Below are 12,753 nucleotides of genomic sequence, written 5' to 3' on the forward strand. Positions count from 1 at the left end.
TCACTACTACCGGGCGTAGTTTGAAGGAAGAGTCGAATCATCGCCGAACGAGAGGGTGGGGGCAATGCGAGCGTTGACACGGATCCGGCACTACGGGCAGGCAGTGCGACAGGCCAAGCGCCATCGATCCGACCTCATCGGCTGGCTCCTGCGCAGGCCCCAAATCCTGGTCAGCACACTCGTCTTCGAGACGGCCCTGCTGTTCGCGAATCGCCTCGACCCCCGACTCAAGGAGCTCGCCGAACTGAAGACCGCTGGCCTGATCAACTGCGAATTCTGCCTCGACATCGGCTCCGCCCTCGCGGCGTCCTCCGGCCTCTCCGAACAGCAACTCCTCGACCTCCCCCGCTACCGAACCAGCGACGCCTACACCCCCATACAAAAGCTGGTCATCGCCTACGCCGAAGCCACGACCGCCACCCCCGCCGTCTCCATGGCCGACCTCCGCGCCGACCTCCTGACGCACCTCTCGAGATCCCAGCTCGCCGAACTGGCAGCCGCCATCGCCTGGGAAAACCAACGAGCCCGCCTCAACCAGGGGCTCGGCGTCCGCCCGACCGGAATGGCCGAAGGCCTGGCCTGCGCCCTCCCCGAACCCCGCGCGACACCTTAAGCTTCCTCAGCCTTGACCGGCGGAAGAGCACGAAACGGCGGCATGACCCGCCGCGCGTACGTCGCCTCAGGGGTCAGGGTGATCACGTCGAGTTGCTTAACCAACGCTCCCGGCGCCTGCCCTCCGTCGAAATGCTCAGGGCTCGGCACTATGACCGCCTCGGCCTCCAGGCGGGTTGCCTGAGCCTTCAGCCGGGCCAAAGGTGGTCGGCCGAACTTCGGGTCGTAGATCACCATGTCGGCGAAGTCGTATCCGAGACGTGTTGCAAGCCTTCGAATTTGGCCCTGGTCCCACAGCTGTGCCAAACCGGACACGTCCGTTCGAAGATAGCCGACTGCGGTTGGCCGGTACTTCATCACTGCTTCTCCGTCTTCGTGGCTGTCGAGTTCAAGCGGGCCAAAGAGCTCCAGGTAGATCCCCGAGCAGTCCTCAGCTTCGTCGCCGTAGGACTGAATTTCCAGTAGGCCACCAGGGAACTGGAGCAATCGCCTACGCGGCACGGCCGCTATCGCGTCAGGTTCATCCGTCACGACTACCCCTCTGGTCGCTGGTGAGGCAGTTCGGGACCGAGATGACTGCACCGGCCCCGAACGCCTGGCCTCACGGTAGAAACGGAGAACCTGCTACTCGGCTTCTTGGAGCCGGATACGTTCATCGGTGCGACCTTGACCGACACCGGCCGAGGCACCTTCACCCTTACCGGCCAACCGATTACGGACCATGAGACGCTGAGTCAGCTCGAACTTGCCGACGACGAAGCAGCAATCTCGGTCCCTAAACGAGAGAGGACGTTCTACGGTGCGGCTGGTGCCTGATGAGGGTTTCCCAGACCTACTCCGGACTTGTAAGCGGGAAGCGTTCCATCTGGAGGTACTCGACTCATACGCCGAACCGGATGAGCACGAACCGCTGAGGCGATTCCTCGCGGGTGAACCAGCGGATCATGCTTGGTTCCAGTCGTGGACCGAGCTGGTGCAGGAGACCGTCGGCCGAGGGATCGCCATCACCCGAGTTCGGATCGTCACCGAGCCGCATACCGATTACACACGGTTCGCACTGGCGATAGCCGCACTGAACACCGAGGCGGGGGAAGACATCCGTTACCTACCAAGACATCTGGCCGGGGAGATACCTCCGGATGACTTCTGGCTGTTCGATGACTTGGTGGTGGTCTTCTCGGCGTTCGGGGATGCCGGAGGCTGGTCGGGTGCGGTCACCACCGATCCGCACATAGCCGCCTACTGCAAACAACTCAAAGAACGACTCTGGTCCCTGAGTGTCCCGTACTTGGAGTACGTCGCACGGTGACCAGTTCTGTTGATCAGCAGCGCGAATCTCTCGGGGCACGTCTGCGGGAGATTCGCTTTGCTGCCGGCTTGTCCGGCGCTGAGCTCGCTCGCCGGAACCGTTGGGACCCGAGCAAAGTTTCCAAAATCGAGTACGGCAAAATCAAGCCGTCGCTGGACGATATTTCCGCGTACTGCCGGGACTGCAATGCCGAGGATCAGTTGGCGGACCTCCAGGCCACACGACAGAACATTGATACCGCGTACCTGGAGTGGCGGAAGGTTCTCAGCACCGGCACGAAACGACGGCAGCAAGCCTCGATCAAGTGGGAGTCGGAAGCTCGGATACTTCGCTGGTATGAGCCGACGTTGATTCCTGGGCTGCTCCAAACAGCGGACTATGCTGCTGGCATTATTCGGAAAGTGATTGCGTTCCAGCAGATTCCGAATGACTTGGATCAGGGTGTGGCCAACCGTATGGAACGCCAGCAGGTCTTGTATCAGCGAGATCACTTGTTCCACTTCGTGATTGCCGAGCAGGCTTTGTACACGACGGTTGGCGATGACCAGACCATGGCAGGGCAGATGGATCGGCTGATAGCCGTTCAGGGAATGCCCCGTGTGACGTTGGGGATCATTCCGCGTACGGCGCCCTTCGAAACAGCAACAACCGGGTTTGTGATGTTCGATTCGAGAATGGTCCTGGTGGAAGAGATCACGGCAGAGCTGAGCATCACTCAACCGCGAGAGCTCCAGGTCTATCACCGAACGTTCGACGTCCTGGCAAGTCAGGCCCTGACCGGCGAAGGAGCTCGCGCATTGATCCGCAAAGCTCTCGAGGCACGGTCCAGTTGACGTTGCATGCCGAACATCCGAGCTGCTTGTTCAGGTGGATGGCGCTACGGCCGAGCGGGTGGCTGGGGTGACCGGCTCAGTGGTCGGACCTCGGTGGGGATCTGGTTGACTGGCCTGCTGTGTTCCGACTGATGTTTCATGAGCCGTGCATTCCCGGGAACACTGGGAATGCGATCCGTCTGGTTGCTGGGACCGGGTGTGAGCTGCATCTGGTGGAGCCGTTGGGGTTCGACCTCTCGGAGGCGAAGTTGCGGCGGGCCGGGTTGGACTACCACGATTTGGCGTCGGTGACGGTGCACGCGAATCTGGAGGCGGCGTGGGAGGCGTTGCGGCCGGAGCGGGTGTTCGCGTTCACCACACAGGCGAGTACTCGGTATACCGATGTCGCTTATCGGGAGGGGGACGTGTTGCTGTTCGGGACCGAGCCGACGGGTCTGCCCGCGGAGGTGCTCGATGACGCGCGGATCACTGCGCAGCTGCGGATTCCGATGCTGCCGGGCAGGCGATCGATGAATCTGTCGAACGCCGCGGCGGTCGCGGTGTACGAGGCGTGGCGGCAACTCGGATTCCCCGACGGCGTCTGAACCCGTAATTCGAGAAGGTCGCTACACAGCCCGATGGGGCCGTGATTACTCACGGCCCCATCGTCTTTCGTAAACCGTCGAGCGCTCAGGACTCCGAGGAGGTGGCAGTCCCTGCACCGACCGGCTTCTCGGCCCCGGCAGGTTGCGGGGCAGGCCCACTCGCCGCACCCGATCCGATCGGCGGCATCGGCCCGCCCGAACCGCCTGTGCCGGAACCGGTTCCGGTCGACCCGCCGCCCTTGGTGCGCCGCACCACGAACCGCACGACCGCCCACACCGCCGCACCGAGCACCGCGAGGAACCCGAGCCACGGCAACGCCTTACCGGTGAACACCACCGCGTCCTTCAACCAGTTCACCAGCGAGTGCCAGCCTGCGACGATCCCGTCCCAAAAGCTGTCCGGCCCTTGGTCGGCCTTCTTCGTCGTTGTGGTGACGTCGATGGTCAGGGTGGACAGCGAAACCTCGTCGTCGAGGTGCTTCTTCTGCGCGGTCAGGCTGTCGAGCTCGCCTTGCCTGCTGGACAGCGCCTGTTCGGCGTTGATCAGGTCGGCGGTGTTCGTCGCGCCCGCGATGAGGGCACGGAGCCGGTCGACGGAGGTCTGCAGCGCCTTGATCCTGGCGTCCAGGTCCTCCCACTGCATGGTCACGTCGTCCCGATTGGTGCTGACCCTGGTGACTTTTCCGATGCCGCCGAGACCGTCGACGAAGCGATCGGTCTTGTCGGCGGGCACGCGCACGGTGAGCGTGGCGCCGGCGTCGCTGTCGTCGCTGCCCGGCTGTTCGGTCCTGCTGTCGACCCGCCCACCGACATCGCGCACCCGATCGACGATCTTGCCCGCCGCCTCGACCGGCTTGTCCGCGGTGAGATCCACGCTGCCGGTGACGACTTCCTTACGCGCCGTGACGGTTTCACCGCCGGTGTTGTTGTCCTTGCGCACCGGCCCTTGTTCGCGCAGCCCAGGCACCGTCGCGGGCGCAGGCGCCACCGTGGCCGATGCGTAATCCGATCGCCCCGGCATCGGCGGCGCGGATTTGTTCGCGTCGTCGCCGTTACCGCAGCCCACAAGCAAAGTCAGACCCAAAAGTCCGATGCACAGCACTGAAAGCTTCCGCATGACTCGCACAGTAGCCGCCCCTGCTGCGGAAACAGCACGACATAACGGTTCTCTAGAAGCCTTCTAACACTTCTCTAAAGCAGTGATCATCCGGTGATTCCGGCCTCGATCGCCCGGATCCGCACCGCCAGCGGCGGATGCGTGCCGAGCAGTCGCTCACGGAGCGCGACCAGTCGCCCGGCGGGTGGCTTGCGCGCCGCCCACTCGCGCATAGCGCCCGCCAAATCAGGACCATAGCCGAGTTCGACCGCCGTTCGATCGGCAGCGAGTTCGTCCCGCTGCCGCCGCGCCGCCCTGGCGAACGGCTCGACGGCGAGCAACACCCCGAGCGCGATCGCGGCGGCCGGACCGAGCACCGGCATCAACAGGACAACAGCGACCGGCAGCAGCACCACGGCCAGCACGCACCGAACAACCAGCGCGACCGGACCGCGCCACCGCGCGCTCTGCCCGAACAGCCTGCATACCGCCCACAGCGCCCGCCCAGGCAAGTCGACCCACATGTCGAGCAGCCGCACCCGAGGGTCGACGTTCACGTGGTGTCCGAGTTCATGCGCGAGAATCGCCTCCAGCTGCCTCGACTCGAGGGTCGCGATCGCACCGCTTGCCACGGCGACGATGCGCGTGGGCATGGCGAACGCCATCATCCCCGGGTTGTTCTGCACCCGAAGCGCATAGGGCCAGCCGTCCACGCCGGGGGCGCGGGTGACGTTGGCCCACGCGGCGGTCAGCCTGGCTGACTCGGGCTCGGTCGGGGGCCTGCAGCCGAACGCGGCGGCGATCGCGCCCCGCTGCGGCGTGAACCATGCCGCGTCGAAGAGATACCCGCCGACGCAGAACCACAGCACCACGGTCGCCGCAGCCCACCAATCCCCCGCCAGTGCCGCGATGAGGTAAATGACCATGGCACTGAGCAATACGGTCGGCAACCCGAGCACGAGGGTGGCCACGACGGCAAGGAATCGGGTCCGGTGCACGAACGGTGGCGCGTCAGGTGGTGGTGTGTCAGCGTGCATGAACCCTCCCGATTCCCGCGCTGGGCAGAACGTTTCATCGTACGGCGACTGTTGTCCGGTGGCAGCCGAGTTCTGCGACAGCTCAGCGGAAGTCGCGCGATTTCGAGTCGACCCGCAGATCCATCCGTTGCAGGTGCTCGGCGACGACGCTCACCGCGCCCTCGGCGTTCTGCACTCGTCCGCGAATGAGCAGCGCCGGGGCACTCTGCGCCAGGCGACGATGGCGAGACCACAGGCCGACCGAACAGACGACGTTCACCATGCCGGTCTCGTCTTCCAGGTTGAGGAAGGTGACGCCCGCCGCGGTGGCGGGCCGCTGGCGGTGTGTTACCGCGCCGCCGACCAACACTCGCGAACCATCGGGAACGGCGAGCAGGCTTGCCGCGGGCACGACTCCGAGGGCGTCGAGTTGCGGACGCAGAAATTGGGTGGGGTAACTGCCGGGGGAAACACCGGTGGCCCACACGTCCGCGGCGGCCAGCTCGAGTTCGCTCATGCCGGGCAGCACGGGCGCCTCGGTGGCAGCGCCGGTGCCCGGCAACCGATCCGGGCGTTCCCCCGCGGCAGCGCCCGCGGCCCACAGCGCTTCGCGACGGGTGACACCCAGGCTGCTCAAAGCGCCTGCGGTGGCGAGCGCTTCCGCCTGGGCGACGGAGAGTTCCACCCGCCCGGTCAGGTCGAGGAAGGCGGTGTAGCCACCCGAATCCCTTGCGGTGACGATCTTTTCGGCGAGATCGGCGCCGATGTGCCGGATCGCGGCCAGCCCGAGACGCACTTCGGTGCCGTCCCGTTCGAGGGTGGGTTCGGCGCGACTGGCGTTGATGTCGGGACCGTGCACCAGGACGCCGTGCCTGCGCGCGTCGGCGACCAAGGATTGCGGCGAGTAGAACCCCATCGGCTGGGCCCGCAGCAGACCGGCGCAGAACGCCGCGGGGTGGTGCAGCTTGAACCACGCCGAATAGAACACGATCGAAGCGAAACTCTGCGAATGACTTTCCGGGAAACCAAAATTCGCGAAGGCATAGAGCTTTTCGTAGATACGGTCGGCGATCTCGCCGGTGATGCCGTGCAGGTCACGCATGCCCTGGTAGAGGCGCTCCTTGAGGCGTTCCATGCGTTCGGGCGACCGTTTGGAGCCCATCGCGCGGCGCAGCTGATCGGCCTCGGCGGCGCTGAAACCCGCGACGTCGATGGCCATCTGCATGAGCTGCTCTTGGAACAGCGGCACGCCGAGGGTGCGGGCCAGCGAATTCTCCAGTGCCGGATGGTCGTATTTCCATGGCTCCAGCTTGTTGCGACGCCGGATGTAGGGGTGCACCGACCCGCCCTGGATGGGACCGGGCCGGATCAGCGCCACCTCGACCACCAGGTCGTAGAACTGTCGCGGGCGCAACCTGGGCAGCGTCGCCATCTGCGCCCGCGATTCCACCTGGAAGACCCCCACCGAGTCTGCGCGCGACAGCATTTCGTAGACGCCTGCTTCTTGCAGATCGAGCTTGTGCAGTTCGACCACCTCGCCGGTGTGCTCGCGCACCATGTCGATCATGTAGTGCAGCGCGGAGAGCATGCCGAGGCCGAGCAGATCGAACTTCACCAGATCGATGGCGGCACAATCGTCTTTGTCCCACTGCAGCACGCTGCGCCCTGGCATGCGTGCCCACTCCACCGGACAGACATCGGCGATGGGCCGGTCACAGATCACCATGCCGCCGGAGTGGATGCCGAGATGCCGTGGCAGGCCCTCGATGTCGGCGGCCAACTCCAGCACCTCGGTGGGGATGTCGGTGCCGGTCTCGGTGCCGACGCCGGACCATCGGCTCACCTGCTTGCTCCACGCATCCTGCTGTCCCGGTGAAAACCCCAGCGCGCGTGCGGCATCGCGCACCGCGGACTTGCCGCGGTAGGTGATCACGTTGGCCACCTGGGCGGCGTAGGCGCGGCCGTACTTGGTGTAGACGTGCTGGATCGCCTCTTCGCGCCGATCGGATTCGATGTCGACGTCGATATCGGGCGGGCCGTCACGTTCCGGGGCGAGGAAGCGTTCGAACAGCAGGTTGTTGGTGACCGGGTCGACATTGGTGATGCCGATCGCGTAGCAGACGGCCGAGTTGGCCGCCGAGCCCCTGCCCTGGCACAGGATGTCGTTCTTCTTGCAGAACGCGACGATGTCGTGCACCACCAGGAAGTAGCCGGGGAACTTCAGCGTGTTGATCACCGCGAGCTCGTGCTCGATCTGCCGGTACGCCTGCGGGTTTCCCGCAGGCGGACCGTAGCGGTCCGCGGCGCCCGCGAGGGTGATCGCGCGCAGCCACGACTCCTCGTCGTGGCCTGCAGGCACGTCGAACGGCGGCAGTTTCGGTGCGATCAGCTTCAGGTCGAAGGCACAGTCGCGGGCAAGCGCGGCCGCGTTGTGCACCGCCCGTTGGCATTCGGCGAACAGCCGCGCCATCTCGGCGCCGGAGCGCAGATGCGCGCCGCCGGTGGGGGCCAACCACCCGGCGATCTCGTCCAGGCTCTGTCTGGCCCTGATCGCCGCGAGTGCCATGGCGCGGCGGCGCTGCCGCGGCGCGGCGAAATGTGCTCCGGTGGTGGCGAGTACGGGGAGATCGAGGCGGTCGGCCAGCGCGATGAGGTGAGCGTTGCGCTCGTCGTCCTCCGGGACGCCGTGGTGGGTGAGTTCCACGCTCACCCGATCCGCGCCGAACCGTGCCATGAGGTCGCGCAGCGCGGCCTCGGCGTGCACGAGATCTGTGCTGCCCGAATGTAAATCGTGTGCGAGCGCTTGGCGCAGGTGGCCTTTGCGGCAGCCGGTGAGTATCTGCCAGTGGCCACCGGCTGCCGCGGTGAGCGTATCGAGGTCGTAGCGGAGGATGCCCTTCTCGCCCGCCGCCATGTGCGCGGCCGAGATCTCCCGCGACAGCCTGCGGTAGCCCTCCTGGCCGCGAGCCAGCACGAGCAGGTGTGGTCCCGCCGGGTCGGGCGCCCCGGTCCGCGGTGCGGAATCCGTTGCGGCAACCGGCTTTACCAGCTCACCGTCCGACGCGCCGAGCGACAACTCGGCGCCGAACACCGTCGGCATTCCCCACTCCCTTGCCGCCTCGGCGAATCGAACGGTGCCGTAGAAGCCGTCGTGATCGGTGAGCGCGATCGCCTCCAGCCCGAGCCGCACGGCCTCCTCCACCAGCTCCTCCGGCTGGCTCGCGCCGTCGAGGAAACTGTAGGCCGAATGCGTGTGCAGTTCCGCGTACGGCACCACCGATTCGCCGGGCAGCACCGGCTCGGCCAGATACTCCCCGCGCTTGCGCGACCAGGCCGGACTGTCGCCGCCGTCGCCGGGGTACATCGCGTCCGGGTTCGTCCGGCCCGGCCGTCCCGAGAGCACCCGCTCCAGCTCCGACCAGGTCGGCGGTCCATTGCTCCACCCCATGGCGCACCCTCCTCGGCGGGCTAGTCGTTCGGCAAACGGTCCGTCGAGCGCGCGGTCAGTGCGGCGTCGACCCGGTCGAGGCTGGTGCGGATCAGGGCGCCGTAGGCGTCGTTGGCGAGCACGTCGAGGTGGCCGCGGGCGATGGTCAGCTGCATGCGGGCGGCCTCGAAATCGCCGACTCGGCGGTGGCTGTCGGCCAGGTTGAGGTACAGCGAAGGGAGGAAGCTGCGTAGTCCTTCGTCGAGCGGGACGCCTGGGCCGAACACCGCGGCGAGCGCGCGCCGATCCCAGAGCAGCGCGTCGGCGGCGGTGTCGTGCAGATCGGCTAGGTGATGCGCAATCACGCAGCGGTGCAAGGGATCACCGCCCTCTCCGATCTCGTCCCACAACTTCTCCAACGCCTGTCGCGCCGCCGCCGGGTCCCCACCCCCGAGCCGCACCGCGGCAAAGATGTCCGCCATCCGATCGTCCGCCATGCGCCCGAGTATCGCACATATGTTCGATCGATTTCGAGAGGTTGTTCGACCCGTGTTCACCACCTCGACCACCGCCCCCAAAAGTGACCAATCGCACTTAGCAGGTAAACTTACTTCAGAGTAAGTTCAGGCCCATCGAACCCCCGCAAAAGGAGCAGCGATGACCGACGCATCCGCTCAGGACATCGACGTCCGTGCGACCCCGCGCACCCGTCGCAACCGCGACATCACCGGGCGGCACGTCCTCATCACCGGCGCCTCCTCCGGCATCGGCCGGGCGGCCGCGATCGCCGTCGCAGCCAAGGGCGCCACCCTGTTCCTGCTCGCGCGCCGCGCCGACGAACTCGCGAGCGTGGTCGACGAGATCAGGGCCGCGGGCGGCACCGCATACGGATACCAGTGTGACGTCACCGATTCCGACTCGGTGGACCACGCCGTGAAGACCATCCTCGACGAGCACGGCCACGTCGACATGCTGGTGAACAACGCGGGCCGCTCGATCCGCCGCGCCATCCACCGCTCCACCGACCGGCTGCACGACTTCGAACGCACCATGGCGGTCAACTACTTCGGCGCGCTGCGGATGACGCTGGCGCTGCTGCCGCAGATGCGCGAGCGCAAGTTCGGCCACATCGTCAACATCAGCAGCGCCGGCGTGCAGGTGGCGACGCCGCGCTTCGCCGCCTACCTCGCCAGCAAGGCGGCACTGGACAAGTTCGCCGAGGTGGCCTCGGTCGAGACCATGGCCGACGGGGTCACCTTCACCACCATCCACATGCCGCTGGTGCGCACCCCGATGATCACCCCGAGCGGCAACCAGGGCCCGTCCGAATCCCCTGAGTGGGCCGCCGCGACGATCGTGCGCGCGCTGACCGAGCGCCCCAAGCGCATCGACACGCCGCTCGGCACCTTCGCCGAGTACGGCGCGCTGGTCACGCCCAAGTTCCGCGACCGCATCCTGCACCGCTACTACCGCGCCCTGCCCGACTCGCCAGCGGCCAAGGGCGAACAGGTGGCAGACCCCGAAGAGGACGAGACTTCGCTTGTCCCCCAATCCGAACCACGGCCTCGTTCCGCCGCCCGCCGCGTCACCGGCACCGCCCTGCGCCGCGCCGCGCGCTGGGTCCCCGGCACCCACTGGTAGACGGCGTGGCTCGCCCGTAAGCAACCTGAGGAGCCACATCGAAATGTGCGCGCGCTTACCGCTTCAGACGGCGATGCTGGAGCCTGACTGGGACTGCTTCCACTCGTTCGCAAGTCCTTCGGCGTAGCTGGCCCGAGCGCTGGTCGTCGACCCGGTGCTGATCTCGTAGTACCGATCGAAGTCCGCCGCCTTCTGACCTGCACTTTTATTGGGATTGTTGAGGCTGTCCTCGGCCGACTGATACGCATCCACGCTACGCAATTCATGCATCATGAAATCGATGTGAGTCCGCCAGTCGCTGACGCTCTCACCCGGGTTGTCCGCGAAGTCCATGAATGCGGCCTGCCGCCCCATACGCCACTGGAACAGTCCCTTGGCTGTCCCGTTGTCGCCGACGGCATCGACGCGGAATCCCGACTCATGCTTCGCATTGGCGACGATTGCCGCTGCCTGTTCCGGATTCAGGCCGTACTTGTCGATGAGATATTTCATCATCGCCATCGCGGTCGGCTTTTCCCCGGCAGGGATATTCGCCGCGACCGTCGAACCAGAGTTGAACTGCGGGGTGGCGCCACGAGACGTCGCAGGAGACCCGCCACTGTACCCAGCGGGGGGATACGACACCGGCGTGCCACCACCGGTGTTGACGTTGGGTGGGGTGTAGCTCGGCTCCCCACCTTGGATACTGAGCGCTGCGGCGGCCGCCTGATCAGTGATACCGCTGACTACTCCGGAGGTCTTGTCCAAAGTACTCCAGATGCCATTGAACAGTCCGTTTGTCACTTCACGCGGCAGTTCCTGCTTAGGATTACCATGCTCGTCCAGCACCGGTTTGCCTGCGCTGTCGGTCACGGTCCGCACCTTTTTGTGGGAATCATCGATCATCCCGTTGAGCACCGTCACGGCGGCTTCGATGGCATCGTAGGCTGTCGTCACCTCACCACCGAATTTCAAGGTTTCCTCGCCGACGCCTTTTTCATTCCACTGAAGGCCCGAGATGGCCTTATCCATACCTTCTTTGTGGTCGACATAATGGTCGATTATCACCGACTGATCGTCAGGTTTGGCAATGCCGTTGTCCTTCAGGAGCTGACGTGAGTTGGGCGCCTTGGACGGGGTGGCCGACCCCAGTAGTTGGATCTGGGTTTGAATGACCCCCTCGGCCCACCGGCACAGCGCCTTCAATCCCCCTGGGGCGCAGGCTGGCAACTCATGCAAATCGCCCCTCCGGGTGTCGTTAGGACTCATCGACACCTCGCTCTCACCTGGGTAGACAATGCTGACAAGGTCGATTATCGGGTGTTCCCGAACATGGGAACGTAGCTCAGAGCAACACAACGATGCGGTCGGCGACCAGGCCGGTTACGGGTTTGGCGGCAGCATTGCAGCTGGCCTGACGTGGTGCGAAGGCGATGGTGCGGACGGTGACGCGCCAACGACGGCCGTCGCGATGGGTGACGAGAGCAGCGCCTGCCATCGTCGGCTCGGTCGGCGCCGGATCGGCGTCGAGAACGACCGTGAGGTCCCCTGCGGCGGCGGAGATCTGTTCGCGCACCGCGACTTCCGCGACCTGTTCGATCGGCCGGTGGCAGCTGCGCCCGCGCAGGCCGGTCAACGCGACCTCGCCGCGGCGCGCGGCCTCGACCATCGCCACAGCGGCTGCGCTATCGAGCCTCCCGTAGGTGAACCCGGAAGGCAGCAGCACCAGGGCGGGCGCGAAGCGGTGCCCGCCGGTGTGCGAGCTCTCCCACACCTGCCCTGGGTATTTCGTCGCGAGCTCGGCGGCGATCGGGCGGCCGAGCAGCGCACAGCACTGATCGCGTTTGCCGTGCGCGCACACCAGCACCAGCGGATCATGCACCGGCACACCGATACCCGGCGGCGGCCCGTTCAACAGATGCAGATCGATATCGAGCAACTGCTTCAGGTCGGTGATCTCGAAGCGTTCACACCATGCGCCGTCCTCGCGCGAGCTGGCGATCAAAACCGTTCGGGTACCGGTGAATTCGTTGCGGCCGGGACGGCGGATCAGCGTCGGCCGCACCTGTGCTGCGGCGGTGCGCGCCGCCAGCTCCTGCGTGATCTCCGGACCGAGCACCTCGTCACCGATTACATCGCGCCCCCACGCACCGGGGTGTTCGATGCACAACCAGCCGGTCACCTCGGTGGCGGTGCCAGGCAACGGTGCATCCGTCGCAGCGGCGGAACAGGAAAGCCCTTCGAAAACGTTCACGA

12 protein-coding genes are annotated in these 12,753 nt (G+C 65.8%); 5 read left to right on the forward strand and 7 right to left on the reverse strand.

Features of this window, described 5'->3' with window-relative positions; genetic code table 11:
• The first annotated feature begins 64 nt into the window (after nt 1-64).
• On the forward strand, nt 65-613 hold the full coding sequence (locus NA11_RS20970) for a carboxymuconolactone decarboxylase family protein (RefSeq protein ID WP_069163654.1): 549 nt from the start codon (nt 65-67) through the stop codon (nt 611-613).
• Here the strand turns inward: NA11_RS20970 and NA11_RS20975 are convergent.
• Complete coding sequence (locus NA11_RS20975; RefSeq protein WP_245746026.1) at nt 610-1,143, reverse strand: hypothetical protein; 534 nt, start codon at nt 1,141-1,143, stop codon at nt 610-612. The two genes, NA11_RS20970 and NA11_RS20975, sit on opposite strands and share 4 nt — an antisense overlap.
• Before the next feature lie 277 nt (nt 1,144-1,420).
• On the opposite strand from NA11_RS20975, the gene NA11_RS20985 reads away from it, so the two are divergent.
• From NA11_RS20985 to NA11_RS20995, 3 genes are all read left to right on the forward strand, one after another.
• Nucleotides 1,421-1,921: a DUF6879 family protein gene (locus tag NA11_RS20985; protein ID WP_245746027.1), complete on the forward strand. Its 501-nt coding sequence runs from the start codon at nt 1,421-1,423 to the stop codon at nt 1,919-1,921.
• Nucleotides 1,918-2,754 carry a helix-turn-helix domain-containing protein gene (locus tag NA11_RS20990; protein ID WP_084654872.1) on the forward strand — a complete coding sequence of 279 codons (837 nt, stop codon included), beginning with the start codon at nt 1,918-1,920 and terminating at the stop codon, nt 2,752-2,754. Before NA11_RS20985 ends, NA11_RS20990 begins: the two co-directional genes overlap by 4 nt.
• Before the next feature lie 119 nt (nt 2,755-2,873).
• Nucleotides 2,874-3,338: a tRNA (cytidine(34)-2'-O)-methyltransferase gene (locus NA11_RS20995; RefSeq protein ID WP_069163656.1), complete on the forward strand. Its 465-nt coding sequence runs from the start codon at nt 2,874-2,876 to the stop codon at nt 3,336-3,338.
• 85 nt (nt 3,339-3,423) lie between these two features.
• On the opposite strand, the gene NA11_RS21000 is transcribed toward NA11_RS20995, so the two are convergent.
• The 4 genes from NA11_RS21000 to NA11_RS21015 form a co-directional block, all read right to left on the reverse strand.
• The gene (locus NA11_RS21000) at nt 3,424-4,455 is read right to left on the reverse strand and encodes a DUF4349 domain-containing protein (RefSeq protein ID WP_084654874.1); all 1,032 of its coding nucleotides are present in this window, start codon (nt 4,453-4,455) and stop codon (nt 3,424-3,426) included.
• Nucleotides 4,456-4,541: 86 nt separating this feature from the next.
• Nucleotides 4,542-5,471, reverse strand: a complete 930-nt coding sequence (locus NA11_RS21005) for a M48 family metalloprotease (RefSeq protein ID WP_084654875.1) — start codon at nt 5,469-5,471, stop codon at nt 4,542-4,544.
• An 82-nt stretch (nt 5,472-5,553) separates the two neighbouring features.
• Nucleotides 5,554-8,898, reverse strand: a complete 3,345-nt coding sequence (locus NA11_RS21010) for an error-prone DNA polymerase (RefSeq protein WP_069163658.1) — start codon at nt 8,896-8,898, stop codon at nt 5,554-5,556.
• Between the two features lie 20 nt (nt 8,899-8,918).
• Nucleotides 8,919-9,374 carry a hypothetical protein gene (locus NA11_RS21015; RefSeq protein ID WP_069163659.1) on the reverse strand — a complete coding sequence of 152 codons (456 nt, stop codon included), beginning with the start codon at nt 9,372-9,374 and terminating at the stop codon, nt 8,919-8,921.
• Nucleotides 9,375-9,534: 160 nt separating this feature from the next.
• Here NA11_RS21015 and NA11_RS21020 point away from each other — a divergent pair, with 160 nt between their 5' ends.
• Entirely contained in the window at nt 9,535-10,518 is a 984-nt protein-coding gene (locus tag NA11_RS21020) for an SDR family NAD(P)-dependent oxidoreductase (protein WP_069163660.1), read from the forward strand.
• 63 nt (nt 10,519-10,581) lie between these two features.
• Here the strand turns inward: NA11_RS21020 and NA11_RS21025 are convergent, their stop codons facing one another.
• Together NA11_RS21025 and NA11_RS21030 are read right to left on the reverse strand one after the other, a co-directional pair.
• Entirely contained in the window at nt 10,582-11,766 is a 1,185-nt protein-coding gene (locus NA11_RS21025) for a phage tail tip lysozyme (RefSeq protein WP_141717740.1), read from the reverse strand.
• A 76-nt stretch (nt 11,767-11,842) separates the two neighbouring features.
• The gene (locus tag NA11_RS21030; RefSeq protein ID WP_069163662.1) at nt 11,843-12,751 is read right to left on the reverse strand and encodes a ferredoxin family protein; all 909 of its coding nucleotides are present in this window, start codon (nt 12,749-12,751) and stop codon (nt 11,843-11,845) included.
• Nucleotides 12,752-12,753 lie beyond the last annotated feature (2 nt).

It is taken from the genome of Nocardia altamirensis NBRC 108246 (assembly GCF_001612685.1).
GTDB classification, from domain to species: domain Bacteria; phylum Actinomycetota; class Actinomycetes; order Mycobacteriales; family Mycobacteriaceae; genus Nocardia; species Nocardia altamirensis.

Excerpts from the sequence above, each read along its gene's own strand:
- NA11_RS21020 (WP_069163660.1), top strand. The coding sequence starts at position 9,535 with ATGACCGACGCATCCGCTCAGGACATCGACGTCCGTGCGACCCCGCGC.
- NA11_RS21015 (WP_069163659.1), bottom strand. The coding sequence starts at position 9,374 with ATGGCGGACGATCGGATGGCGGACATCTTTGCCGCGGTGCGGCTCGGG.
- NA11_RS21010 (WP_069163658.1), bottom strand. The coding sequence starts at position 8,898 with ATGGGGTGGAGCAATGGACCGCCGACCTGGTCGGAGCTGGAGCGGGTG.
- NA11_RS21005 (WP_084654875.1), bottom strand. The coding sequence starts at position 5,471 with ATGCACGCTGACACACCACCACCTGACGCGCCACCGTTCGTGCACCGG.
- NA11_RS20970 (WP_069163654.1), top strand. The coding sequence starts at position 65 with ATGCGAGCGTTGACACGGATCCGGCACTACGGGCAGGCAGTGCGACAG.
- NA11_RS21000 (WP_084654874.1), bottom strand. The coding sequence starts at position 4,455 with ATGCGGAAGCTTTCAGTGCTGTGCATCGGACTTTTGGGTCTGACTTTG.
- NA11_RS21025 (WP_141717740.1), bottom strand. The coding sequence starts at position 11,766 with ATGAGTCCTAACGACACCCGGAGGGGCGATTTGCATGAGTTGCCAGCC.